The organism is Leptospira ainazelensis, assembly GCF_016918785.1.
GTDB classification, from domain to species: domain Bacteria; phylum Spirochaetota; class Leptospiria; order Leptospirales; family Leptospiraceae; genus Leptospira; species Leptospira ainazelensis.
In genome coordinates, this window is the sequence record NZ_JAFFPT010000079.1 from 11681 (window position 1) to 37502 (window position 25822).

The following is a 25822-nucleotide window of genomic DNA, read 5'->3' on the forward strand; positions in this document are numbered from 1 at the left end:
TCTTCTTTCTCCCAATTTTTATTCCGGAATGATCCACCAGCCGATATGTCCCTTCGCTTTATAGAGAAACATATGATGGAGAAGCATCTTGATCCAATGTCCGGCTAAGCCGATCTCGCCCGTCGTGTATCGCAAAGACCTTCCGAGCTTCGGATATTTTTTGTAATCCGGAACGATCGGATAAACCGTCATCGAAGCGGCTCCTCCGTCAAAAATTCCTTTTCCTGCGGAAGCGACGCAAGCGGCGCCCATCTCCGCCATAGACGCGGTATGAGTCGGAGTCGTTTTTCCGGTACGAATCATATCCGCGATACTTTTTGCAACTGCCTTGCCCATAGTTGCGGAGGGCATTCCGGTTCTTGGCGGTGTGGGAGAGATCTGGACGCCTTCTTTAGTCTTCATGATTTTGGAGATCGGATGAGGCGGTGCAAATGCGATTCCGATCGCAAAAACGTTTGGATAAAAAGGACTCTGATAAGTTTTCGGCCAATCGTTCGGATCCCATTCTTCAAAACCTTTTGGATTGTAGTTTGCATCCACCTTCATCATTCCGTTTGCGGCGAACATTTTTTCGGTGATATCTTCACCCAACCTTGAAAACGTTTTTAAACCAACGCCCGCGAAGGGAGGAATCAACATCGTAAAATCAGTTTTTACGAAACTTTTTTCCCCGTCCAAAGTGATAAAATGAATCTTATCCTTTTCAATTTTTGTTACGTGTGCTTTCGTTTTCCACTGAACTTCTCTTTCCGCGAATAAGGACTCGGCAAAAATCTTACTGCTCGTGATATAGCCTCCCCTTTCCAGATGGATTCCGCCCATACCAAAGTCGCCTAACTCGTATTCGTTGGACAACCAGAGAAGTTTTGCTTTATCCCTAACTCCTTCCTTTCTCAATTCATAATCGATATTGAATAAATATTCGAAAGCGGCGCCTTGACAGGTACAGGTTCCATGTCCCGTTCCGATTACAAAATTCAAGGTCTCTCCGGCTTTCATTCGGCGAACCGCGTCTTTGAACGCGCGCGCGGCTTGATCGGCGTGACCGTATGTACAAACGGAATGAGTAAATCCTTCATCGGGACCCAGTCCGGGAGTCGCGCCGAAATTGAGTTTCGGACCCGTTGCGTTTATGCAAAAATCATAATGGATGGTTTCTTTTTTACCTATATTCTCCCCCTCGGTAGGTTCGTAGGTTACGAAGGGTTGAGTATGATCGGAATCCCCTTCCGGATGAATGCTGATGGCCTTCGCTTGAAGAAATCGTATCTTCAGCTTGTCGTAGACGGGTTTGAGCGGGAAGGTGACGTCTTCCGGTTTCATCGCGCCTACTCCGACCCAGATGTTGGAAGGAATCCAGTTCCACTGTGAGTTCGGAGATATAACGACTATCTCGTGTTTTTTTCCGAGGTATCTCTTGAGCAATGTGGCGGCAGTGTGACCGGAAACCCCGGCGCCTAAAACGATGATTCTCATTGAAATACCCCTCAAACGTTGTTTCACTCCGTCTCAAATCGGACGGACCATTCGGAAAATCGAATTTGTTTGAATCGAATCATAACTTTTTTGGAAGGAAAAGGAAGACATTTCCGGCTCTAATCCTTTTCGAATTCATTGATATTTCTCAATCGATTCCGCAAATCGCGCGCCCTTCGCAAATCATATCCACAAAGTTAAAAAGCTATTTAGGAAGAAGGATCCCAGTAAAATTTCTTGCAGGAGTTCCTACAGAAGCTCTGAGAGAGAATATTCCTTGCAAAGTTATGATTTTGTGATATAGGAAAGTCACCCGGAGTTTTCCGCCTCCCGCCCCGCCACCGAAGAGTCTGTTGAAAAAAGAGGTGCAATATTTACGAACCTGCTAGATTAGCACAATGGCAAAGTTCAAGAATACAGACCCGAATCAGCTAAGGATGCATATTTTAGACTTTCAGGAATTGTTCGGAGAAGGACATCCGATCCACGGATTTAAGAAAGTCATGGAACGTTTAGATTTTGAGGCTTTCGAGAAGAATTATCAAAATGACGAAACGGGAAGACCTGCGATTTCTCCGAAGAAAGTAATTTCGGCCCTTTTCTATTCCATCTTAATCGGCAATCTTTCGATGAGAGAACTCTTGTACGTTATTAAAACTCGGGGCCGAGTTGATCTATCTTTTGGATGGAGAAGAATTCGATCATACATTTATTTCCAAATTTTGAAAAGTTCATAAAAATGAAATTGAGGATCTATTTCGCGAACGGTATTTCTTGGAATGAAAGCGGCTTTATCGACTTTGAAACGATTTCCATAGATGGGAGGAAGAGAAGCGATATTGGTCTTCCTCGATCTCGATGGGTGAAAATGGGGCCTATAATTTGGATGTTTTCAAAGGCGAAATTCGCTGGGATCATCTGAGCAATTACGCAGGAGTTCGTTGTATAAAATAGTCGTTCTCCGGGCGCAAAGCGGGTGCTGAAAAATTCGTTAATAGATATGGCTCCGTGTGACTTGGAAGGGAAAACGCTTTTGACTAATTCGGAAACCAATCTCGGTAATCTAAAACGTAAAAAAGGGAGCCTGGTTCGGTTTGAAGTCGTCGAAAAACAAGATTGTATCGTAGATCGAGATGAAGGATATAACTGTAACAGTTGTGAAATGCGGGAGCTCCCGCATTCATTGTCTCCACGATAGAATCTCCGACTCCCAACTCTTCCAACCACAACAGATAATTAAAAAGATAACAACGGGAGACACCGTGTGTCTGCGCAAGCATTCCTAAATAAGTCCAGCTCCCAGTGCTCAAACGGATGTTCACTCGTTTCATTTTCTCTTTTCCAGGACTCGGCTGATACAATGTCTTACGCGCGTTTTCTCCAAGGCGTCTCGTCGAGGTCAGATATTTTCCATAGGTTCTCAGCAATTGGGGAATTCTTTTGGGCAATGATTTTGCGTCCTTTACACTCACGCCTAACCGATCCAAAGTGCTCTCCGGAATCAACAAAGTTACGGTATCCATTCGACTTTCCTGAAGACTGGACGAAATTTCTTGATCCGCATTGAACGTTAAGTATCCCATACCCATTTCAGTTCCTGATCACTTACAATCGGGGCCAATTTCCTCGAAAAAAAAATTTTTCCGTCTCTTTTCTCGAAGTTTTTTGCGGCCTTTCCGCCCTTTTCCCACAAAAGACTATCTTAGACAAAATAGCACACCTTCCTGGACTTGAAAAACGTGGGTTAGATGCAAGCTTTTGCATTTATCACAAGACAAGAAAATTACAGAAGGCACGAAATGAAATATATGTAGGAATGAATCTTCACAAAGAAACGATCGGAATAGCCTATTTAACAGGAAATTCAAAAGATTCAGTGAAAGATTACCAAGAACGAAAGAGACTCGGATCAAGAAATTCATTCACAAATTGCAGGAAGAGGGATATGCAGTGGAGTGTTGTTACAAAGCCGGAGAACTGGATATCCACTTTACAGATATTTAAAGTCTTTAGGGTCAATTGCAAAATAATCGCCCCTGGAAAGATACCAATACAAAATTCGGATAGAATCAAAACGGATGCGATATAACTAGCAAGATTATTGCGAAGTGGGAATTTAGAATCGATTCATATCCCAGTGCAGAAGAAAAGCCGTAAGGGATTATCTACTGAATGATAGGAAAATGTTCCGTTCACAATATTGCCAAACTCTGCGTTTTTCAATACGTTTGAATTTTCTCCCAAAGACCGTTTACTACAATTCAGAAAAATAAAAAGGAACCCAATACGATTTAGGATCGAATTATGAGAGATTCTCTGATTTTCTCTTTCAACAGGCTCCCAAGTTCAGGGTTGAGGTACGCGACTTTTCACAGAGGATTGTCGTAGTTACGACAAATTCCTTTACCGATTCAGTCCATTTGCAAGGAAGCTTAAACGAATGAAAGAGGAGATACAGTTCGTTAGCTTTCCTTTTTTTTGGGATTTAGAATTTTTATTCAAACTTGAGATTTTTTAAATGGGTCGTTTGTTTCCTCTAAACGGAGTCGATCCTTGTTACGAATCTCATTCTGATTTTTTTATCGGCCTTCCAGTTCAACTTACAGTGCGTCTCAAAACTCAAATTTACTTTATCAGAAAGATCAAGCTGTGAGGTTCTTTCCAAGTTTTGGTTACAGTCTTACTTCGATTAGGCGACTCTTAATCGTATCCATTTCGTTAAAACGAACTTTATTATTTCCGCCTCCGATGATGCCGGATTCTTATCAGAAGGGAAATGCAAAAAAAAAGCCGCGTTCGAAGCGGCCTCTTAAATTCTTCTCGATTTTGAATCTTAAGGACAGGTGATCAAAACTCCCGGATCCGATATCGCCGGACCGCCCGGATTGAGTTTGAGACCTCCGAACACATACGGATACGGCTCCGTATCTGCGATCGGAAGGGTTTGAAGAATCGAATGAGTCGTCTTCGCAATGATTCCACATTCGGTTCCGTTCGAAGGATGTGTCAAGGCCGGAAGAGAAATGGAAGGCGGAAGAGGAATTTCCTTCAACACGTTGTTTACTAGAGGGACTATCAAAGTTGGAACCAGCGGATCGATCACCGCCAAAATTCCCTTAGGATCCAAACCGAACGGATTCGGAGCTCCGGCTCCCGAGGAACCCTCTAAGATGTCTAACGTGTAAGAAAGAGTCGGACCGTTTGAAATGACGATCTTCAATGCGTTCAAATTTGCGTATGCTGGATTGTTCGTAGGATTTGAAAAAGTAACAAAGTCAAAATCCGCTAGACCTTTCAAACTCGCTCTCGCAGTACTGATCAAATACGTCGAGTTATCTGGCCTTTTCCCACGAATCGAAAGTTGAATGTCCGTAAAATTCACTTCCAACTTCGGTTTAGCGGTTCCTATTACGGGCTTTAAAATTCCGTTCGGCGCGTGGATCGGACTGACGGAGATCACAATATCGTCGGTTCCGTTGATAGCCGGAACAAGCGCGCTCGTAACGGGATCGATTCCAATAAGATTGTCTCTTCCCGGAGCGAGAATGTTAACGATCGGCGCCACCTTGATCAAGGATTCGGTCAACTGAAACAGAGGATCGGTTCCCGCGTATTGTTTGATCGTATCGATAAAAAGTTTATCGATGTTTAAATCCAAAGCCCTGTTTTTCCAGAGATGATACGCGGCTTGAGTGATGCTGTCCACCGTAAGAGAAAGCAACAAACCGGGGTTAGCCGCACTCTGAGAAAACTGATATACGTTGCTCATCGCGCCGTTCGGTTTTGTAACGACGAAGCCGTTCATCAACTGATGAGTTCTTGGTGAACCGATCGGATTCTTCGCCGAAATTCCAAGATCGATCGAACCCACGATTCCTCGATTGGAACCCGTCACTCTCACTTGAGAATCCGTGCCCAGCTTGATCTTGATGTTCAGCGGAAAGTTTGCAAGCGGCGCGGGCAGATAAGAAGGAAGTGCGATATCCACTCCGGGAGATTTTAAAGAACCTATGATCGAATTCAAAACGGAAGGAGCCACGTCTTCGATAAAGTTACGCAACATAGATCTTGTGATCAAAGGAGTTAAAGAAGGAACCATTCCATTTGCTGCGCCTTCCGTCGTTCCCGCGAGCCAACCCGCAAGTCCGCTCGTTGTAGCTTCGAGTTTGACTTGGTTTACCCTTCCGTCCCTATCTTTAACCGTAAGATTGTTGGACCAATCCGTGGTATCAAAATTAGAAAGTGTGGTGATCGGAGTAAAAATGTTCAGCGCAGTATCTCCGTTTGAATCAATCGTCAGGCTCGCTTTACCCGTCGTGTTTCTATCCGCAGGCGGAGAATCGTTGTAGTTCAAATAGGCAGTCGTAGAAAATACGAATCTGTTTCCGGAACCTATGACAAGAAACAAGGAACCTCTGCTTCTTGCGATCATCACCATATCCACTGCGAGAGTTTTTCCTTTAAATTGAAAACCCAATTCTCCCGTGTTGTTAGCGACCATGTTGACTCCGATATTTTTCAGAGATGGAAAACCCGCTACCCCCGTGTAGATCGTGATTCCCGTGATATAAACGTCTATGTCGAAATCGGTACAACTCGTAAAGATCAGAGTCGCACAACCTTCTTCCGTAAATCCTCCCGGATTCTCACCCGAACCTCCGCAGTAACCGTCGCCGTAACCCGAAGACGAATCGCCGTAGTTTCGTATATACTGAGGCATCGTAAAACTTCCGATTCCGTTATAATCAATACAATAACTAGATCGTCTAACGTTCGTTTTTGGAGAATCCGCAAACTGATTAAACGTATTTCCGTTTACCTTAAAATTTCCCGCTGTGAATCTTTCCAAGACCTTGGATAAAAAAGGCATCGCTTGAGCCTGATCCAAAATGATGGAACCTCCGTTTGCGATCATATTATCCGGCGCGGTATTCACATTCCCATAATTGAATGTGGCAAAACGTTTGAAAATTTTTCCGGACGCCACCGTGATCTCGTAGTAGTAGACGTTTCCTCCGATAAAAGGAGGAATTGCGGACGTCGTCAAATTCGTCGTCAAAGTTGCGTTCATCGGACAAGGAGGAGCGGCGCAGATATCGATACCGCTCGCGTTAGTGTCTCCCATGTGTTTGAGTTTGATCGTTTGAATCGAGTTTGTTCCGGTAAGAGGGTTTGTAAAAGTGGAAGTCAAAGTTAAGGTCGGAGTCGTTGCCTTATTGAAAGTGATGTCGTTTGTGCCGCCTAACGTATTGATCGTATTAATTTTACTCGTCATCAAATAGTCAGGCTCGGTAATAAATGTCTGAGAATAACTAGTAAGATCCTTCCCGTCGATAGTCTTCGAATTGCCTGTTAAGGACAAAGTGTATTCTTCGTTAGTTTTAAATTCTCGATAGGGATCAAAAACAAGACGAGAACTGGAAGCCCAGTAAAAAGTCCCTCCTTTTCCGGGTCCGGGAAGAATTCCAACGTTCGGAGCAAGAACCAAATCCGCCTGAACGGTGGCCTTATTCATGGGTTGTGAGAATCGGATCTCGATACTTTTGTAACGGTCCACGTCGGTCGTGGACGCGATAAAAAGAGTCGCCTCCGGAGCCGCAACTCCAAAGTTTGCGGGAAGACTTGTGGGCGTGTCCGTCTCCGTGTAAGGGGCTACTACGTTAGCCGAAACAGTCGTATCCGTAGAAAGCCCGAACAAGGAAAGAACGCTGTTGAGGGGGGAACCGGCTTCCTTATTCGAGGAGCATCCGACTCCTAAAAAAATCATAACCGCTGAAATTACCGCTAAGATTGAATTTTTATTTTTGTTCATCTTTTTACCCGATCCTCTTTCTTTTCACTGCACCGAAAACATAAAGTTCATATCGTCCCAAAGCGTCGAAGTGGGCTGATCGTTGTTCCAATTGTCATACATATAAAAACCGACCGGGCTAAACTTTCTTCCCGCTTGATAGATGTCCGCCATCTGCTGAATCAGCGTGCCAGTCGAAAACAAAAACGAACGGTTCGTGTCCTGTTTGTTTTGAATGATATCCGACCTTAGAAAATTCTTAAGATCGCCAAACAGATCTTTAGGTGTGAATGCTGAATTCATAAACATCCGATTTTCCAAATAGGAAAAGAAACCGCCGTTCGTCGCGAGATAATAACCGGTACCGTAAAGCGGCCTACCGTAAGGAGCCATAGCCTCCAAAACCGGAGGCAGACTCTGTGTAAGAATGTTCGTAATCGTATAAGATCTCGTGTTATCGGGATTGTAAAAAAGAGAGGAAGCCAAGTTTAAAAGCTGAGTGATATCGGCGCTACTCGGAGAGATGTCCAAAAGAAGATCCAATAAGAAGTCTAAACTCGCGACGACGGACCAACCCGAACTTCTCGAAAGATAATCTTTAAAAAGATTTACGACATCGTCTACTCCGACCCAAAGAGGATCAAAAATATTGGTTCCGTTCACCGTGGGATAATTCGCCACCTTGTCTCTCCATTCGGTAAACTTGGTTTCGATATTAAACTGAGTCGCGGTGGGAGTTTCAGCGTTCAACTTGATCTCGCCCATCACAAGTTTGAGTCCGTTAAAAATTTTAATCTTAACGTTTACGTTTGCAGGCTGACCCAATTGACTTAAGAATTTAACCAATCCTGTAAGGAGTTGAGTTTTTCCGACGAGGTTCAATGCTCCGTCTTGAAAACGTCGCGTATTCTCGGAAAGAACGCTTATGATCGTTCTGTATTCTTGCGCGCCGGAACTAGTAAGAGGAAAGTATTCCATCGTCGAAGCGATCGGATTTCTAAAACCGTCGGCCATTCCCACCGTACGAACTTGAGTAAAACTTGGAGGAGTCGGATTGGTCGGAGAAGTTGCGGTCGTATCGGGTCCGAAAAATACGAGAGGACGCGAAAAAATCTCCGCAAGATCGGTAAGAATCGTATACGGATTTTTAAAACCCGCAGTCTGTTGACCTGAAACTTGGTCGTCTAACGCTTTCGTTAATGCGACAACGAGCGGAGTCAGAGTGTTCCTCTGAGCCCAGTTCGAGTTCACCTGATCCGGAATCACCTTCCCCGAGGTCGTAAAACCCAACCTTTCCAAAACGGAAACGTTAAGCGAAATCACCGGAGGCAACATCCCGTAGATCAATTCCGGATTCGGAACGATCAGAGACCAAAGGGCGGGATAGACAAACGTTACCTGAAACGCCTGTTGACCGTCGGCTCCGAAACCCCATCCTTCGAGAAGCATCACGGAATCTCCCGGCGTATTGGAAAGATAAGTAAGATCCGAACCCGCGGCGCTGTAAGTTTTTACGTAATTCGCGTTGTCGATCATCCAACGGCCGTTGTCGGTCGCGCAAGCGCTCGGCAAACAGTTAGGTTTGAGATTGAGCATTCCCACAAGACCGTTCCCGATCGCGGTAATAAAAAGCGCCTCTTCAAAGGCGACGGTCGCCGCTAACTTTGCGCGAACCGGAAGAACCGCAACAAAACGTTTTTCATATAACAGCCACTGAAGATTTTTGTAAAACGCCTCCTCGTCGCTGTCCACGGCTCTTTGCGCGTCGGATTTCGGAATTTCGGTGATCGTATAAAACGTGTTAGGAACGTTAGGGCCGTTTTGACGATTTCCTCTGAGGCCCACATATTTCGTGTTATTCGGAGCCGGAAGATTCAATTGAATTTCGTAACTGTGGGTCTGCCAGCTCGGTTGAAAAAGAGTTTCCGAAAGATCGGAATTTCGCGTGATCGTTCCGTCCGGAGAAAGAAAATTTCCGGCGCCGTCTCTGCGGTTTTTGTTGTAGTAAGGGCCGTAGCCGCCGTAGGTCACTCGTTTGATCCAATTCAAAGCCCAGGGAAGCGTTTTGTTATAGACACGATCGAAATTTCCGGCGGCCGGATCGGTGATAGGAGCCGTCACTCCCCTCGCCTTGTCTTCGAGCAAAGAAAGAACTCTGCTGTTCATATCGAATCTGTGAACGAAGCCGTCTTTGTAGACCTTGTCGCTTGTCTTACTCAGATTTGTAATATTCTTAAAATTGAATGGACTTGTGGAACCGATCACCGACTTGAGAGAATGAATCGCGTCTCCGATCGTCAATTCGCCGCCGGTGGAACCGTTGATCCAATCATTAGTAGTATCCGCCGTATCCCAAGTAAATCCGTAGTTATTGGCGATCGTAAGAACCACAAAAAGAGTTTCTAACGCGGACATGGAACGACTGTTTCCGTCGTAGGCGCGATCCTTCCCGTCCACGTCGATACGAATGAGTTCCTTGAGAGAACCGTCCACGTTGGATGGTTGCGCCGAAAAATCCAAAAGACTAAGATTTTCAGCGGTCTTTTGCAGAAGATTAACGGGAGTCGCGGTAATCGCTCCGGTGTCCAAAAGGGTCCGAACGTTTTGAAAGCTCTCCATCATAAAGGCTTTGAACTCCGCAGGATGAACGGGATCGCTATAGTCGGCGTTGTATTGAGTCCCGCCTGCGGTAAAATATTTATCCAGATTGAAGACTAGTTCTTTCATCGCGGTATTCGGGGTTTTGAAATCCGAAAAACCGGCTCTTTTAAACATCATCTCGCCTAAGTCGTATAGGATGGAAATAAAACCGTCCTTGAGAGAACGATTGGCGACTAAGACCGGATCAAAAAAACCGTTGAGGAGGCTTTCCACACCGGCCCTTGCGTTCGCATTCGCGATTAAACCCTTATAGGCGACGTCTTCGATTTCCACGAGAAGATCGCGCGTACTTTGACTTTTCAGATCTTTTGAGAAGTCGTGAATCGATTGTGTTACTTGGTCTTTCGTTTTGGAAAGATATTCTTGACGAATCGCGTTAGCCGAAATCGGAACCAAATTTCGAACCACCGGTTTCGGATAATGACGGATTTTTTCAAAAAGGGGCTGAACCGCATCGTAAGAACCCGGATTCGTGGTTTCCAACTTTTCGATCAAAGCCGCAAAATCCGAACTCAGAGACTGAATACTCGGCCTGCTCACAAGAAGAGCCGATTGTGTCGCACGAAGAGTTCCTAAATTGTCGTCCCTCGTCGCCTTCGCAAGATTATCGCCTAAGGCCTTATTGAAATCGACCGGATCCAAACTCACGAAAAAACTTTTGAGAACCGGAAATCCATTCAGAATCGTAAAAAGAGAAATTCCGTCATAAGAATCGATATTATCAAAAAAGACGGTAGGATCGTATTTTGTGGATTGAGGTTTGCATCCCAGGGAAAGGAGAAAGAGGAACCCGAAAATCATTAGAATTCTATAAAATAGAATTCCCATTTTAGAATGAGGCACAGCAAAGCTCGATTTTCGTTTTTTCTCGTTTTTCAAATTCATCCCTAAATCCTCTTCGTCGGTTTCCCTGGAAGCGCTCCCCTGTAGCGTTCGTTACGGGGCTTTATATATATACTAGATTCTAATTATTTTATAAATATATGCAATGTTTTTTTATACCAATCGTTCAAATTTTATATCAATCGCTACAGAAGTTGATAAATTGCTCATATTTAATATAACAATCGTTATTTAAAGAAGAATTCGGATACGAACAAAAAAAGGACCGGCCCTCTTTTCGAGAGACCGGTCCGATTCTTAAATCCAAGAAAAGTATTGGATTAAGGTCCGGAAGTCGCCGGTGCGAATTTTTTCTTGTAAATCGCATATCCAATCGCCCCCAGAAGGAGGATCAACCAGATATACCAAAATTTTACGAGAAGAATGGTAATCGCGGTAAGAACAAATGCAATCACGCCGAGAACCACCTTGATCAAACCTCCTCCCAGATCTCCTACAAACGGAATAAAACTAAGAAGAGAAGTCAGCGGACCGGCCATCAAAGTGAAACTGCTGAACATCGCGAAAAATCCGATAAAACGTCCCACCCATTTCATGGTGTTATCGTCGGATTGGATATCCTTCATCGTTTCCGCAAAACCGCCGACGCTTGCATTCAAAAATTTATTTCCTTCTTCGGAGACGAACTTTCCGACCTTGGTTCCTTTGATATCTCCGATAAAAGTCATTTCACCGTCCGGAATCGGAGTTACCGAGACTTTCACTCTTTCACAACCTTCTTTCTCTTCGTCGGCGCAGGACTTGGAACTAAAAAGATAACCGTCTCCCAGTACAAACCCGTTTGTTTTGATTTCATCTTCGTGAGCGTCTCTGGAAGAAACCTGAGAAGTAAAGTCTACGTCGGAAAGATTGACCGAATACGATTTTCCGTCCGCAAGAACGCTCCCTCCGGTCGCGGACTCGGATTCGTCTTTGACGGATTTTTTATGAAACGCCTTAGAACGGCATCCGGAAAGTTTAAAGCCGGACGGGTTTTCGGGAGAGGAGGTCCATTCGAGAACACAATTGCGGACTTCTTTTTTATTACTTCCGGATCCTTCCGTTTTAACTTCTTCGTCCCAAGCATAAACTTCGGAACTCACGGAATACGATATATACGATCCGCTCTTAACAAAATTCCCGCTCAGAGGACTTGCCTTTAAGGTTCCCGTGATGTAAGAAGGTTGTCCTTCCTTTGCGGATCCTACGGGCGCCGCATTCTTGAGAGCCGCACTCGCTTGTTCACAGGTTTCTACGTTGTAGATGATGATAAACGAAACCGGTAACAACACGACTCCTGTGAGAATACTCTTAAAAGAATTTCCCATCTGTGAGAGGAAACCTACACTTTCTGTTGAGGACATTCCGTCCGGGCTTTCAAACGCCATTGAACTTTCTCCTTTCTGAATTACAACTTGCTCAAATCCTATCCTGTCTTACTAGTCGAACGATTTAGACTTACAGCGCGTCCCGAAACTCGATCATACTTTATCGGAAAGATCAAGCCGCAAGAACCTGTTCCAGTTTTCGGAAAGGTTCTTATAGAAAGACAAGGATTCCAAGAGGCCTGGAGAGTTTCCGGGAAATCGAATGTTTGTAAATAATTTTTTATCTAATTTCAACTTGGAAAGAATGATAATTTACCTCAAAACATGTTATAAAAGAAAGGAGCCGCGGGCTTATGAAGATTCTAAGGAGCCGTAATTGTTGCCGAAAAATAAGGAGTTCATTCCCTAACCTTTTGATAAGCGAAAAAGAATCGGAACTCGTTTATACGCGATCTTTTTCCGATGTTTTTTACAAGTGGATTTAGAGGACGTTTGGCGGAGGAGGAACCGTCATTCCGATATATGCATATTCGGTAACGGATTGAATAAATTCTTTCATCTCTTTATCGGTCTTTTTCGGTTTGATTCTACCTTCGAGAAAGAGCATTGCAATGCCGTGAATCATCGACCACGCGGCCAACGTTTTTTCCCTCGTTTGTCCCGATCGAATGGCTCCTAAACGTTGTCCCATCCGAACGATCTCGTGCAACTGTCGATAGGTTCTTCGCGAAACCGCCGAGAGAGCGGGATGAAGATCCACTCCTCCGAACATGATTCTTGCAAATTGCTGATTGTTTAGAATAAACTGAATGTATGTCCATCCGAGCGCGCGCATTCGCCCTATAAAATCATTGTCGGTTTTTCCGAGTTCTTTCTGATACGAGGAAAAATATTTCTGAAATCCTTTTTCAGCGATGGCCGCAAGCAGAGCATTCTTATTTTCAAAATGATGATAAGAGGCGACGTGGCTCACTCCGGCATAGGCGGCGACCTTTCTAAGAGAGATCTCTTCCAGAGGAGTTGTCTTTAATAGTTCAGCTCCGGCTAATATCAAGTCTTCTCTTACGGTGATTCCGTCTTTTTTTAGCGGCCTCCCGACTCCGAGATGCCGGCCTCGCGAACCTTTTTTCTTTGCTGGCATAAAAACTATTTATCATAGGAATTCTTTTTTCGCAAGACTATAATTACCACTGGTAATTTAATTCTTGATTTCCATTTCAATTATATTACCAGTGGTAATTAATATTAGGATCTACGGAGATCGGCCATGGATAAAACGTTTCAGTCTATAAAAATCGGGAATTCCACGATTCCAAATCGATTTATCATGGGGTCCATGCACCTCGGACTCGAAGGTAAAACCGGAACAGCGGAAAGAATGGCCGCTTTTTACGGCAAACGTTTCGAAGGCGGAGTCGGCCTTATCGTCACGGGTGGAATCGCTGTGAACGAAGAAGCGAGAGGATCCAAACATTTTTTCAATATTCAGAACGAAGAACACGCGTCCGAGCTGCAAAAGATGAATTCGCTTTTGAAAGGAAAAGGAATCCTTTGCGCTCAACTTTTTCACGCGGGCCGATACGCCTTTGACAGAAACTGTGTGGCTCCGTCGGCGATCCGGGCTCCGATCAATCGATATATTCCCCGCGCACTGACGGAAGAAGAATGTTGGAAAACCGTGGAAGACTTCGGGATCGCCGCAAAACTCGCGAAGGAAACGGGGTTCGGCGCGGTGGAGATTATGGGGAGCGAAGGTTATCTCATCAATCAATTCTTCTCCCCGGTCACAAATCAAAGAGACGATCATTTTGGAGGAGATTCCAAAAGAAGAATGAATATGGCCGTGGAAGTTCTTCGTTCGGTTCTCAAAAATCTTCCGGAAGGGTTTCCGGTGATTTTTAGAATGTCCGGAATCGATCTCATCCCCGGAAATCCGACGTTTGAAGATGTTTGCCTTCTCGCACAAACATTACAAAAAGAGAATGTTTCGGCCTTGAATATCGGAATCGGATGGCACGAATCCAGGATTCCCACGATCAGTCAATTGGTTCCTCGGGGCGCATGGGCCAACATCGCCGGAAGAATCAAAGAACAAACTCCCGGTGTTCCCATCATCGCATCCAACAGAGTCAACGATCCTATTACCGCGCAGAAAATTTTTGAAAACAACCAAGCCGATATCATTTCCATGGCGCGACCTTTTCTTGCGGACGCGTTTATCGTAAAAAAAATCCAAACTGGAATGTCCAATCGAATCAACACCTGCATCGCCTGCAATCAGTCCTGTTTGGATCACGCCTTTATCGATAAATCGGTTTCTTGTCTGGTAAATCCGCAAGCGGTCAATGAGCTGGAATACGAAATCGATTCTCCGGTAAAGCCGAAAAAGGTAGCTGTGATCGGATCGGGACCGGGAGGACTCGAAGCCGCGAGGGCAAGCGCTTCCTTAGGACATAAGGTAATTCTAATAGAGAAATCGAATGAACTGGGAGGGCAGTTCAATCTTGCATCCAATATTCCCGGTAAATCGGAATTCAAAGAAACGATCCGTTATTTTAAGAACGAACTCTCCGCGCTCGGAGTCGAGATACGTTTGAATACGAACTGTGATCTCGAATTGTTAAACGAAATCGATCCTGATACGATCGTCTTTGCCACCGGAGTAAAACCGAGAGAATTCGATCTCCCGGGAATCGACCTCCTTCCGACCGGAAATTATACGGACTACCTAAAGGGAAAATTCAAACCGGGAAACAAAGTGGCGGTGATCGGCGGAGGCGGGATCGGAGTGGACGTCGCCCACAAACTCACGGAAGAAAACGATCCTACTCTGGAATCGTATTCTAAAAAATATAATATCGATTCTTATACAAACGCAGTGATCCAACCTCACAAGGCCAAAAGAGAAGTTGGAATTTTTCGAAGAAACGGTAAACACGGAGCCGGACTCGGCCCCACAACGTTCTGGGCTCTGAAACAGGAACTCGAAGCCTCGGGTGTGGAATTCTTTCAAGGTCTGAACTACAAAGAGATCACGAAGGAAGGACTCAAAGTGATCCTAAAGAACGGGGAGGAAATTTTGTATCCTTGCGATTCTTTGATCCTCTGTGTGGGACAGGAAAAAGAAAACAGTCTTTATGAAACGGTTCGATCCCGGTTTCCTCAAAAACAAATCTTTCTGATCGGAGGAGCCAAGGACTCAAAAGGAATCGACGCTGAAAGGGCGTTTTTGGAAGGACTAAACGCGGCTTACGCGATCGGAAAAGAAAACGAAGTCTCGCAACTCGTTTAAAGGGTTTTGAAAGAATATGATAGCTAACAACTATTTCACGGACGACGAAGACCTAAAAATATTTTTTGAACATTTGATCGATTGGCCTTCGATCGTGAAATCGACCGAAGGCGAGGACTTCTTCGATCACGAACGCTACAAAAAGACCGCGGATCCAAGATTCGAAATGGCTCCATCTAACGTACAAGAGGCGATCGATCTCTACAGATCCAGTCTGGAATCCTTGGGAGAATTTTTCGGAAAGGAAGTTTCCCAACTCTCTCAAACCATGGATAAAAAACATCTTCGTTACGAGAACGGAAACGTGATCTTTCCCGACGAAACGATTTCCATCTACGAAAAATTCCGGGAAACGGGACTCATGCCTTATTCGATATCGAGGGAGGCGGGAGGACTCGGTTTTCCCGCGACGTTAGGAGCTTTTTTTGTGATGATCATGGCGAGAGGAGACGTTTCTTTTTGTATGACGATCACACTCTTAAACCTTGCTCAGATAGTCGCTCGATTCGGAACCGAAAGACAGATAGAAGAATTCGCCGCCAAAGCCGCATTAGGTGAAACACTCTTTGCAATGGCTCTTACGGAACCCGACTTCGGATCGGATCTGAATAACGTAAGAACTACCGCGACAAAAACCGAGGACGGAAGTTATCGTATCAACGGAACCAAACGTTTTATTTCTCAGGGATGCGGACTCGGACCTTATCCATCGAGTCTTTTGACCCTTGCAAGAACCGGAAAACAAAACGGAGGGGCCCGCGGACTTTCCGTATTTCTCGTAAAAAGCTCCGATGTCAACGTCGCCGGAATCGAAACCAAAATGGGAATCCACGCATCCCCCACTTGCGAGATCGTATATGAAAACAGTTCCGCCGAACTTTTAGGAGAAGAAGGACTCGGGCTCACGCGTTACACGGCAGGTATGACGAACTTCATGCGACTGGGAAGCGCAGCGGGCGGGCCCGGAGGAGGAGCCGGCGGATTTTACGAATCCAAAAAATATGCGGAAGAAAGACGACAATTCGGAAAACCGATCGCTGAAATTCCGGCCGTCGCCGAAATGCTCCACAAGATTCAAAGAGAAGTAAACGCGATGAGACTTCTCACGTTCGAAACGGCCCGAGTCGTGGATCTATACCAACATCATCAAATCAGATTAGAAAAATCGAATAGAGAAGATCGTGAAATTCGAAAAGACGAAAGAGTAAAAACCTGGGGAAATCTCGCTTCGATACTCACTCCGATCGCGAAATACTATTGTTCCGAAGAAGCTCATAAATGCGCCTACCTTGCGATTCAAATCCACGGAGGAGCGGGTTATACCGAAGACTACGACGTATCGAGAATGTTCCGTGATTCCAGGATCAACACGATCTATGAAGGAACCAGCCAAATTCACGTTAGAATCGCGACAGGCGCGATCGCCGCAGGAATGGGAGCCGATGGAAATTTCAGAAAATATCTGGAGTCGATTCAAAAGGAAGTCGAACAACCTTCCCGATTTTTAACGGAACAGTGGAACACGTTTGAGAGCGCAGTCGCAACCTTTCGACTGATCGATAAAGACGATACAAAAGAGAAGGTTGCAGAAAATCTAATGATCCTCACCGCTCGTTATTTTTGCAGTTTATTGTATGAGAGGGCTCTCGACAAACTCAAACAAAACGAGTCTCTGAATCGTTGGACAAAAGACTGTAGAGCTTATGGGATCGAAAGCGCGGCAATTTCAAAATCATGTCTCTATCGGATCGAAAACGCGGAATAAAAAGATCCCCCTTTGCCCTAAGAAAACCGAAAAGAATTTCTTTTTTCGAGAGAATTTAGAATCGAAAAATGAATTCTGGATAGAAATCGTATGTCCTCGTTTCCGTTTCTCTATCCTTTTTTCCTCATCTATCTTCCCGTTCAATATTGGATGGGAAGCAAGGGAATTTTCGGCTATTGCTTGTTCGTATTCCTAACGTTAGGCGTTTTTTTATTCCGGTATTTAAAAAAACAAAAACTGGAATCCGTTAAGGCCGTCCCCCCTCTCTTCTGGCTTGTTTATTGGTCGTCGATCGTATGGATCGAAGGAATTTTTTATACACAAAAGGCGCTCGATTCTTTTTTGCTCGGAGACTTTGATTATACGGCGCAGGCAAGAATGATGTTCACCGCAATTCAAGGAAACGTCTTTGAAACTCAGTATTACGGTTTGGAGGAGAATGCGAATTTTCTCTCACACCACATGGCGCCGGCCATTCTACTGTTGTCCCCTTTTCCGATTCTTTTCGGATCCGAGTTAGGATTTGGAATCGGAGTTTTTTTTTACGGCGCGGCCACAATTCCTCTTCTCTATTTTTATCTTCGAGAATCTTCGATTTCCGAAGAACTTTCCCTGAGCGCGGTCTTACTCTGGGCGGGGTCGTCGAGTTTTTATCGACTGGGACATTCCCTTCACTTTGAAGTTTTGGTTCCGTTTACGATTCTTTTGTTTCTGATCGGATTACAAAAACAAAAACTCTGGCTGTCGATCGGAGCTCTCTTTTTCTTTTTAGGAATCAAAGAGGATCTCGCGATCTACTTGGGCGGACTTTCATTCATTTTGATTCTTACCGAAAAAGAAAGGAGGAAAGAATGGATATTCGTATTCGTCATTTGTCTTTTCTACTTCGGAATTCTACATCCTTATATGAATTCTTTTGCGGGAAATTCCGCGGAAAGAAACTGGAAAGAATATTGGAGGAATGCCGAGACAAATCCGTTCAGGACGATTCTCAACTACATTCAAAATCCTGAAAGTATGAGTCAATACGCGAAAGGTCTAAGAGATCTGAGTTTAGAATTGGGTCTTTGGAATTGGATCTCAGGCTGGATTCTTCTACCGTTTTTGGGTTTATATTCGGTCTTTCGATTGTCGGTTCATCCCTGGGTGAGGGAAATGTACAGCTATTATATCTACCCTTTGATTCCATTTTTGATTTTATTTTTAAAAAGGGGATCCGAAAGAATTCAGAGCTGGATCGAAAATAAAGAAAAGATCCCATTCTTCCCTTTTTCTCGAGAGGAAAAACTTCTGCTTTTGATCGTGATGACGTTTTTCTTTTCGGTTTATAGAAACGGGAAAGACGGTCAATATCCGATACGACTCTTTTCTCAAACTGAAAAAGCGGAAGAGTTGCGTGTCCTTCTCAAAAAAATTCCGAAAGGAAGTTCAGTTTCGGCGGGTTTTCATATCTCGCCTTTTGTTTCCTTTCACAATTCGGTTTATCCGATCCGGGAAAATCGAGAGTTCAAGGAATGGATCGTCTTTGATCATCAATACAATTCTCCGTATCTGTCTTCGGAAAAAATTCAGGAAAGAATTCAAAAAGAGATACAAATTGGAAAGATCGTTATCGCCGCAAAAACTAAACACTTTGGAATTTATAAGAATTGATCCTCATTTACAATATTCTTTGAGTCTTTCTTTTGAATCCTCGTATCCGAGATCGAGAGACTTCTGAAAATCCTTACAAGCCAAGGAAGTTTTTTTCATAAAAACATAAGCCAGTCCGCGATTGTGCAAAGCAACGTCGTCTTTTGGGTTCATCTGAAGAACCTTAGAATAAGTCGCGGCAGACTCCGAGTATTTTTTTAGACCGTATTGAGCAAAAGCCACTTCGAAAAAATTGTAGGAATCTTTTTTGTCGAGCGCTACCGCTTTTAGAGCGTCTTTCAATCCTTCCGAAAAATCCTCTTCCCTGTTTTCACAACGCGCTTTGAACTTAAAAAGTTCGGCGTCTCGATTGTAACCCAAGTCGATCGCCGTTTGAAAGTCTTCGATCGATTGCATACAATTGTCCAATCTTTCGTGACAATATCCTTTGTATAAAAATGCCACCGCTTTTTTCGGATCCAATTCGGTCGCCTTTTCAAAATCGGTAAGCGCTTCCGAATAATTATCCAAACTATACAATGCAAGTCCTCGGTTGTAATGACCGGACGTGTCGTTCGGAACCTTTTCCAAATATTTCGAGTATTCGTCGACGGCGTTTTGGTATTCTCCCTTACCGTAGGCTTCGTAGGCGCGATTGAAAATATCGCTCGGGTCTTCTTGAGGTTCGTTGGAAGGCGGTGAGGAATTTGAAGTCGAATTCGTATCCGAACTCGATTTCACTTCTTGGAGAAAAGACTCGATTCCAAGAGCGAGTTCCTGAAAGAAGGAAGGACCGGCTGCGGTCGCGCCGGGATCCACAACCTCTTCGGTTTTTGGAAATAACAAACTTCCTAGGAGAATCGCAATTCCAATAATAAAAAACCAACCAAAAAGAAACGAATCCAAAAGCTTATTTTCCATCAGGCAATAGAAACTAAATTCTCCAAGAATTCAACTTTTTATTGATGAAAATTTTTGTTAAATCTCGGTCAATTTTCAAATTTTAAAGAAAGGGTTCGAAATACGCCGAATCCTAGTTCGGCTCGTTTGGATCCTTCCCCAATTCTTATAAGAATCCTTGATTCCTGCGCCGTTGATCGGATGTATTTTTGTGAGATTGAAACTGTGAGAGTTCCTACTTTTTTCTCGGTTTTAAAAGGAGAATTTTGATTTTTAGAGGTCGGAACTCCACAGGACAAATCGTTTCCACCGGCCGGTGTTCCAAAAATTTTTTTCGGGGGGCCGCCAAACCGGAACAGACATTCCCTTTTATTCTCGGATCTTCTCTTGATGAAGTTCCAAAAACGTTGGATTGAAAGTCGCTTCTGAATTATAAGCGAATCGATTCGCCGCCGATAGAACGCTCGTGTCTTCTTCCCATTTGAGAATCTCATCAGCTTCTTTCACCAAAAAGGTTTGTTCATCCTAGGAAGGTTTATTCTATTTTTTGAATTTAAGAATTTTGTAATATGATTGCGTTTTAAATCCGACTTCTCCGCAAACGCAGAAAGACCTGCGGACGTTTTTTATTCTTCTGATTGAAAAAAACCACGGGGCCGATCTCAAAGCCGATCGGTGATCAAACTTACAGCGCTTCCCAAAACTCAAATTACTTTATCAGAAAGATCAAGCTGCAAGAACCCGTCTCCGTTTTGGGACAGGTTTTTATTCCTTCGGAAGAATGACGTGAAAGACCGTTTTACCCGGTTCCGAACTGAGTTCGATTCTTCCTTCGTGTTTTTTTACGATTCTCCGAGAGATATCCAAGCCCAAACCGCTTCCTTCTCCGGGCCCTTTTGTAGTAAAAAATGGATCGAAAATTTTCTCAAACGTCTCGGGTGGAATTCCGGGGCCGTTGTCTTCGATCGAAACTTCCACTTCCTCTCCGGATTCCAAAATGGAAATTTTGATTTTTCCTTTGAACTTCATCGCCTGTAGTGCGTTATAGATAAGATTGGTCCAGACCTGAACCAAATCATCTGGATAGGCTTGGATCAGAGGACGTGTGGGAAACTCAAGTTCCAATTCCACTCCGCTCTTGATCTTATTGTGATAGATCGTGAGAACCGTTTCTATGTTTTCCGCAAGATCGATCGGCACTTTTCCTCTCGCTTCTTCCGCGTCTATATGCGCGTAATTTTTGAGGGCGTATACGATTTTCGAAGTCCTATCCACCGCCAAACGGATCGATAGAATATTTTTATAAGTCTGAATTTCCTCTAAGGCGAATTTTACGAGCGGGTAGTGGATCGGATTTTCAAAAAGAATCGGGAACTCTTCCAAGGCCTTCCCAACCCCGTTGTCCAAAAGCCGATCGGCTATATCGTGGGGATTTTCAAACCCGAGGGATTTCAATCGGGCTCGTATTTCCTGCAAAAAACCTTTTCTGTGATCTCTCGAAAGAATACTTTCCTTACTCTCGATTCCTCTTCTGATCATCTCGGAAAGATTGTGAACAAAATCTCTGCTCACCGAAGAAAGTTGCGGTCCTAATTTTTCCATTCGATCCGCCGACGAATTCAGATAAGCCCTTAATTCTCCGCTCAACGCAGCGATGGCGCCTAACGGATTGTTGATCTCGTGCGCGATCCCCGCCACGAGTTGCCCAAGCGCAGCCATCTTTTCGGAAAGTATCAGTTGTTCCTGAGTCTTTTGTAAATTTTCAAGGGCTTGGGCTAGTTCCGAGGTTCTCGCTTGAACCGCCTTTTCCAATTCTTCTTTTGCTTCCTTTCTCTCCGCGTTTAACAAAAGTTGCGTTACTTGTTCTGCGATCGTCAAGACGAACTGTTTTTCGTAGCCCTTCCATTTTCTCAGATCCTTTCTGTGCCCTAAACAGACGATCCCTTTGATTTTTCCCCTTACAAAAAAAGGAACGTCCAGCAGCGAAACGATTTCCAAAGGAATACTATAGTCTTCCGCAAGTTCCGAAGTACGAGGATCATGAATCGCGTCGGTTGCGTCCACGAATCGATCCCTTAAGATCGATTCCGAATAACGCGGATATAACTTTAGATCCATCCGTATTTTTTCGATATACCTTTGATCTCTTCGATCCCAACCCGCCACCACGGACCAGACGCTTAAATCATCGTTATCGAAAATCCAGATCGTAGCACGGTCACAATTTAAAACCTCCGCGGCCATGATCGCGATTTTTTTAGCTCCCGACTCCAGATTTCCGGACGCAAATTCAGAATCGGTCGCCATCTCCATCAATGCCTGCGCGTGTAACGCAATCTGTTTTGATTGTTCTTCCTTTTCCCTGGTTGCGTTTTTGATCTGCGTGATATCGCGAGTGATCGCGATCGAAGTAGGAACGTTTCCCAAATTGACGAGGCGGGCCGAAAACAAAGTGTCTACGAGTTCGCCGTCCTTTCTTCTAAACCGAACTTCATGGTCTCGGACAATTCCGTCCTCTTTCAGCTTATCGACGACCTCTTCCCTTTCTTTTATGTCGTTCCAGATTCCGAGTTCGATCGCGGTTTTTTCCTTTGTTTCCTCTTTGGTATACTGTAACATTTCGGAAAAGTGTTCGTTTACCTTGATATACTCTCCGGTGTAAAGATTACTAAGGGTGATCGTGTCCGGATTCATCTCGAAGACCATCTCGAAAAGATCCTTACTTTCCTGCATCTTCGCGAAATATTCGTCCCTTTCCGCTTCCATTCTTTTTTTATCGGTAACGTCTATCAAAAGTGCGAGCAACATCGGCTTGCCGTTCCATTGAAAGACCCTATTTCCGGATAACACGTGTTTTACGGCGCCGTCCGAACTTTGTATGCTCGCTTCGATCGGTCCCGTTCCGCCCTTCTCCTGTAACTTTTTCAAAAGTTCGGATCGATCAAAAGAAGTCCTCCAAATTCCCAATTCTATGGACGACTTTCCGATGATTTGATCCCGAGTATAACCGATCAGTTCACAGTAGGATTGATTGATCTGGCGATAGATTCCGGTTTCGAGATCCGAGAGGGAGACCGCCGCAGGATTGAGCTGAAATAGTTTTTCGAAAAGATCCTTACTCAGTCTGAGTTCTTCGTCCAAAGCCTTTCTTTCCTCTTCCGCTTTCTTTTTATCCGAGATATCGGTCGCAAGAGAAATAACGTGTTTTCTTCCGTCCAAATCGGTGATTCGTGCGGAATAGAGAATCGGAATTTCAGCCCCGTCGGAAGCCGTAAAAACCGATTCCAAATTTTTTACTTCGTCGTGTTTTGAAAGCGCTTCGTAAACTTCGGCCCTAAAGTTTTCCGCGTTGTCCCATACTCTGATTTCTGGCGTGGTTTTTCCGATAACGTCCTCCCGTGCGAGTTTCAACATCTCCAAAAAACGTTCGTTGACGTCGACTATCTTGCGGGTTTCCCAATCAGTAAGAACAAGAGCGGATGGAATAAGTTGGAATAATTTTTGAAACATTCCCTTGCTACGTTGTAATTCATTTGCAAGGGATTCTAATTCGATAGCATTGGTTTTGATCTCAGAAATGTCGTGACCGATCGCGAGAATTTTTTTCTCTCCGAAAGAATCCAACATTCTCGCCGAAAAAAGAATCGTTCTAAGTTTTCCGTCCAGAGTCCGCATTTTGACTTCCAGATTTCGAACGACTCCGTCCGTTTTTAGACCGTTCAGAATTTTTTCCCGATCCGAAAGTTCGTAGTAGACTCCGAGTTCGACCGGAGATTTACCTATAACTTCCTCTTTCGTTTTGCCGAGATATTCCAAAAATAGCTCGTTTACAAAAAGATATTCTCCATTCAATTTTGATAATGTGATTGCGGATGGATTGAGACGGAATATCTGGTTGAGGATTTCTTCCTTTTCACGGACCTCGTCCAAAAGTTTTTGTTTTTCCCTTTCTTCCTTAATTCGATCGTTCATAGGAACCGTGATACTCAAAAGAACTTTTCCGCCCTTGTATTCGATCGCTTTGGCTGAAAACAAACCCCAAAATTCGATTCCGGTAACGGTTCGAAAGGGCATTTCAATTCCGTCCACAAACCCGTCGCGTTTCATGATCGAAAGAATCGTTTCTCTCACTTCCCTGGAAAACCAAAGCCCGAGTTCCAAAGTGGTCTTACCGATGATCTTCTCAATCGTAGAATCCACTTGTTCGGCGAACTTTTGATTCGCTTCCAAAATTCTTCCGGTTTGTATTTCAGTCAGAGCCATCGGAAGAGGATTGAGTAAAAAAATACTTTTGAGCGCGTCCCAACCCTCTTTGGCTTCTTGGTAGAGTTTTTGTTGAACGTCTTCGTTTCTTTTTTGTCCGGAGATATCCCTAAGGATGGCCCAAATCGCTACCGGTTCTTTAGAATCGTTTTGAATGATATAAACTTTAACGCATATCGGAACTACACTTCCGTCCTTGCGTTTGTAATCCGTTTCAAATTCCTGGGAAGAGCCGGTCGGAAGTAGATATTCTTCAAAAATTCTTTTTTCTTTAACGATCCAATGATCCGGAGTCAGGGACCAAAGCGTCATTTTGCGGAGTTCTTCGATGGAATCACCCGTTAGGGAAAGAAAGGCAGGGTTGGCTTCTAAAAAAACTCCGTCCAGATTCGCGATCGCGATTCCATCTCGACTCGTTTCAAAAATTTGCCGGAAAAATTCCGAGTTCAAAAGATGGGAGTCGAGAGTTTCCATAGCGGGCTAATAGTAAAAGACGGCAATTTCCTAACAAGATCAGAAAAGGAAAATACCATTTTACAGGGAAATTCGGAAAATTAGAAATTTCAGATTAAAAACGAGTTTTATTTTGAAATTCCCGATTTAAGGACCGGATACACAGCGATAATACCAGGCGGCGGCCTTTCCGTTTCCGCCCATGAGACCGTTGTTAAAAAACACGGCCCAACCGTAGGTTAGATTGGAACGATCCGTGGAAGAAGTCCAATAGTATTGGGAAGCCGTTCCGGGGAATAACGCTCCGTTGATGGAAGGATTCGAAATCGTATAATCCACAATACTGTGAAGTTCGTTCAAGTTTGGAAGTCTCCAGCTTAAACCCGCCAGATTCAACGCGGAACAAGTGCTCAAGGCCTGTTGCCAAGTTCCGGTGCTCGCTCCGGAACTCTGCCAGATAAGACCGGTTCGGTTGTCGGTCACCGTGGCGTTTCCATTATCCGTAAGCGAAGGTGATTGAAGCTGGGTTCCCGAAACACAACGAACCGCATAAGGCCCGGTACCGAAGTTCATCTGATTGAAAAACCCGACGTTCATCTGAACATACCATCCGGTCGTGGCCGGACTTGGAGCATACGGGGTGGAAGAATAAAAAGTCGTAGCCGGATTGCTCGGAAAGTTTGTAGAATCCACGCCGGTAGGACTTTCCGTATTGGCAAAACGGGACAGCTCCAAGATCGAAGGCAGCCTCCAGGTTTTGATTCCCGCGTAACCGTCGCCGGAATTGAGAGAATTGAGAGAGGAGCAAGCTGCGGGAGCGGTGGAGAATGTATAAGTGGTCGCACCACCGATGGTACAAAGATTTCCGCTCAATCCTTCCGGACAGGTTTTCCAAATCAAACCTCGGATGTTATCCAATGTCGTATAATCATTTGTATAAACCGAATGAGAAGTCGGTCCCGTATAACTGCGACCCGAAGGAATATTTGCAAAATCGGCATCCTGACGCGGATACGTGGCATCCGAACAGGGAATATTGGCGCCAGTATCGTAGCAGAGGGTTTGTCCCGTGTCCGAGATCTTTTCCGGAAAAAAAACACCATCGTTAGCCGCGGTATTTGGCAAAAGCCCTCTACACTCGGGTGTTTGCAAAAGAAGACATTTCAGAATCTCGGTATCCTTCCACGCTTGAGAATAAGGAACCGCCGGATTATAAGGCTCCTTTCCGGGATCACAGAAAATAAAAAAGAAGAATGGAATTATAAAAAAGGTGCCCCGATACATAACCTAATTGTACCGATCTCGATTTATCTTTAGTCAAGAAATTTTTTACAAAGTAGAGTTTTATAAAAAAATAGTCCCGGAATACTTTCATTCTT

At 44.3% G+C, this 25822-nt stretch carries 14 protein-coding genes and 2 pseudogenes; 6 read left to right on the forward strand and 10 right to left on the reverse strand.

What is annotated here, in order from left to right:
• Window positions 1-18 precede the first annotated feature (18 nt).
• Complete coding sequence (locus tag JWG44_RS19015) at window positions 19-1476, reverse strand: NAD(P)/FAD-dependent oxidoreductase (RefSeq protein ID WP_205276649.1); 1458 nt, start codon at window positions 1474-1476, stop codon at window positions 19-21.
• A gap of 398 nt (window positions 1477-1874) precedes the next feature.
• On the opposite strand from JWG44_RS19015, the pseudogene JWG44_RS19020 reads away from it, so the two are divergent.
• Window positions 1875-2305 (forward strand): annotated as a pseudogene (locus JWG44_RS19020) (transposase); the annotation flags it as partial.
• Between the two features lie 208 nt (window positions 2306-2513).
• Here the strand turns inward: JWG44_RS19020 and JWG44_RS19025 are convergent.
• On the reverse strand, window positions 2514-3059 hold the full coding sequence (locus tag JWG44_RS19025; protein ID WP_205276650.1) for a DUF1564 domain-containing protein: 546 nt from the start codon (window positions 3057-3059) through the stop codon (window positions 2514-2516).
• A gap of 233 nt (window positions 3060-3292) precedes the next feature.
• Between JWG44_RS19025 and JWG44_RS22360 the strand changes: the two are divergent.
• Window positions 3293-3644: pseudogene (locus JWG44_RS22360) on the forward strand (IS110 family transposase); the annotation flags it as partial.
• A 665-nt stretch (window positions 3645-4309) separates the two neighbouring features.
• Here the strand turns inward: JWG44_RS22360 and JWG44_RS19030 are convergent.
• The 4 genes from JWG44_RS19030 to JWG44_RS19045 form a co-directional block, all read right to left on the reverse strand.
• Window positions 4310-7288 carry an Ig-like domain-containing protein gene (locus tag JWG44_RS19030; RefSeq protein WP_205276651.1) on the reverse strand — a complete coding sequence of 993 codons (2979 nt, stop codon included), beginning with the start codon at window positions 7286-7288 and terminating at the stop codon, window positions 4310-4312.
• 24 nt (window positions 7289-7312) lie between these two features.
• Entirely contained in the window at window positions 7313-10813 is a 3501-nt protein-coding gene (locus JWG44_RS19035) for a hypothetical protein (RefSeq protein WP_232371750.1), read from the reverse strand.
• Between the two features lie 278 nt (window positions 10814-11091).
• Entirely contained in the window at window positions 11092-12198 is a 1107-nt protein-coding gene (locus JWG44_RS19040) for a TMEM43 family protein (protein ID WP_205276652.1), read from the reverse strand.
• A 421-nt stretch (window positions 12199-12619) separates the two neighbouring features.
• Window positions 12620-13279 (reverse strand): TetR/AcrR family transcriptional regulator, encoded by a 660-nt coding sequence (locus JWG44_RS19045; protein WP_205276653.1) that lies wholly within the window; start codon window positions 13277-13279, stop codon window positions 12620-12622.
• Between the two features lie 126 nt (window positions 13280-13405).
• Here JWG44_RS19045 and JWG44_RS19050 point away from each other — a divergent pair, with 126 nt between their 5' ends.
• The 3 genes from JWG44_RS19050 (at window position 13406) to JWG44_RS19060 (ending at window position 18848) form a co-directional block, all read left to right on the forward strand.
• Window positions 13406-15430 carry an oxidoreductase gene (locus tag JWG44_RS19050; protein WP_205276654.1) on the forward strand — a complete coding sequence of 675 codons (2025 nt, stop codon included), beginning with the start codon at window positions 13406-13408 and terminating at the stop codon, window positions 15428-15430.
• Window positions 15431-15446: 16 nt separating this feature from the next.
• Window positions 15447-17195, forward strand: coding sequence for an acyl-CoA dehydrogenase family protein (locus JWG44_RS19055; protein ID WP_205276655.1), 1749 nt, complete (start codon window positions 15447-15449; stop codon window positions 17193-17195).
• 90 nt (window positions 17196-17285) lie between these two features.
• Entirely contained in the window at window positions 17286-18848 is a 1563-nt protein-coding gene (locus tag JWG44_RS19060; RefSeq protein WP_205276656.1) for a DUF2079 domain-containing protein, read from the forward strand.
• Window positions 18849-18851: 3 nt separating this feature from the next.
• Here the strand turns inward: JWG44_RS19060 and JWG44_RS19065 are convergent, their stop codons facing one another.
• The gene (locus JWG44_RS19065) at window positions 18852-19748 is read right to left on the reverse strand and encodes a tetratricopeptide repeat protein (protein ID WP_205276657.1); all 897 of its coding nucleotides are present in this window, start codon (window positions 19746-19748) and stop codon (window positions 18852-18854) included.
• Window positions 19749-20096: 348 nt separating this feature from the next.
• Complete coding sequence (locus JWG44_RS19070) at window positions 20097-20234, reverse strand: hypothetical protein (RefSeq protein WP_205276658.1); 138 nt, start codon at window positions 20232-20234, stop codon at window positions 20097-20099.
• A 131-nt stretch (window positions 20235-20365) separates the two neighbouring features.
• Between JWG44_RS19070 and JWG44_RS19075 the strand changes: the two genes are divergently transcribed.
• Complete coding sequence (locus JWG44_RS19075) at window positions 20366-20512, forward strand: hypothetical protein (RefSeq protein WP_205276659.1); 147 nt, start codon at window positions 20366-20368, stop codon at window positions 20510-20512.
• On the opposite strand, the gene JWG44_RS19080 is transcribed toward JWG44_RS19075, so the two are convergent.
• The gene (locus JWG44_RS19080) at window positions 20493-24464 is read right to left on the reverse strand and encodes a PAS domain-containing sensor histidine kinase (RefSeq protein WP_205276660.1); all 3972 of its coding nucleotides are present in this window, start codon (window positions 24462-24464) and stop codon (window positions 20493-20495) included. The two genes, JWG44_RS19075 and JWG44_RS19080, sit on opposite strands and share 20 nt — an antisense overlap.
• A 126-nt stretch (window positions 24465-24590) precedes the next feature.
• Window positions 24591-25727 carry an Lcl C-terminal domain-containing protein gene (locus JWG44_RS19085; RefSeq protein WP_205276661.1) on the reverse strand — a complete coding sequence of 379 codons (1137 nt, stop codon included), beginning with the start codon at window positions 25725-25727 and terminating at the stop codon, window positions 24591-24593.
• Between the last annotated feature and the right edge of the window lie 95 nt (window positions 25728-25822).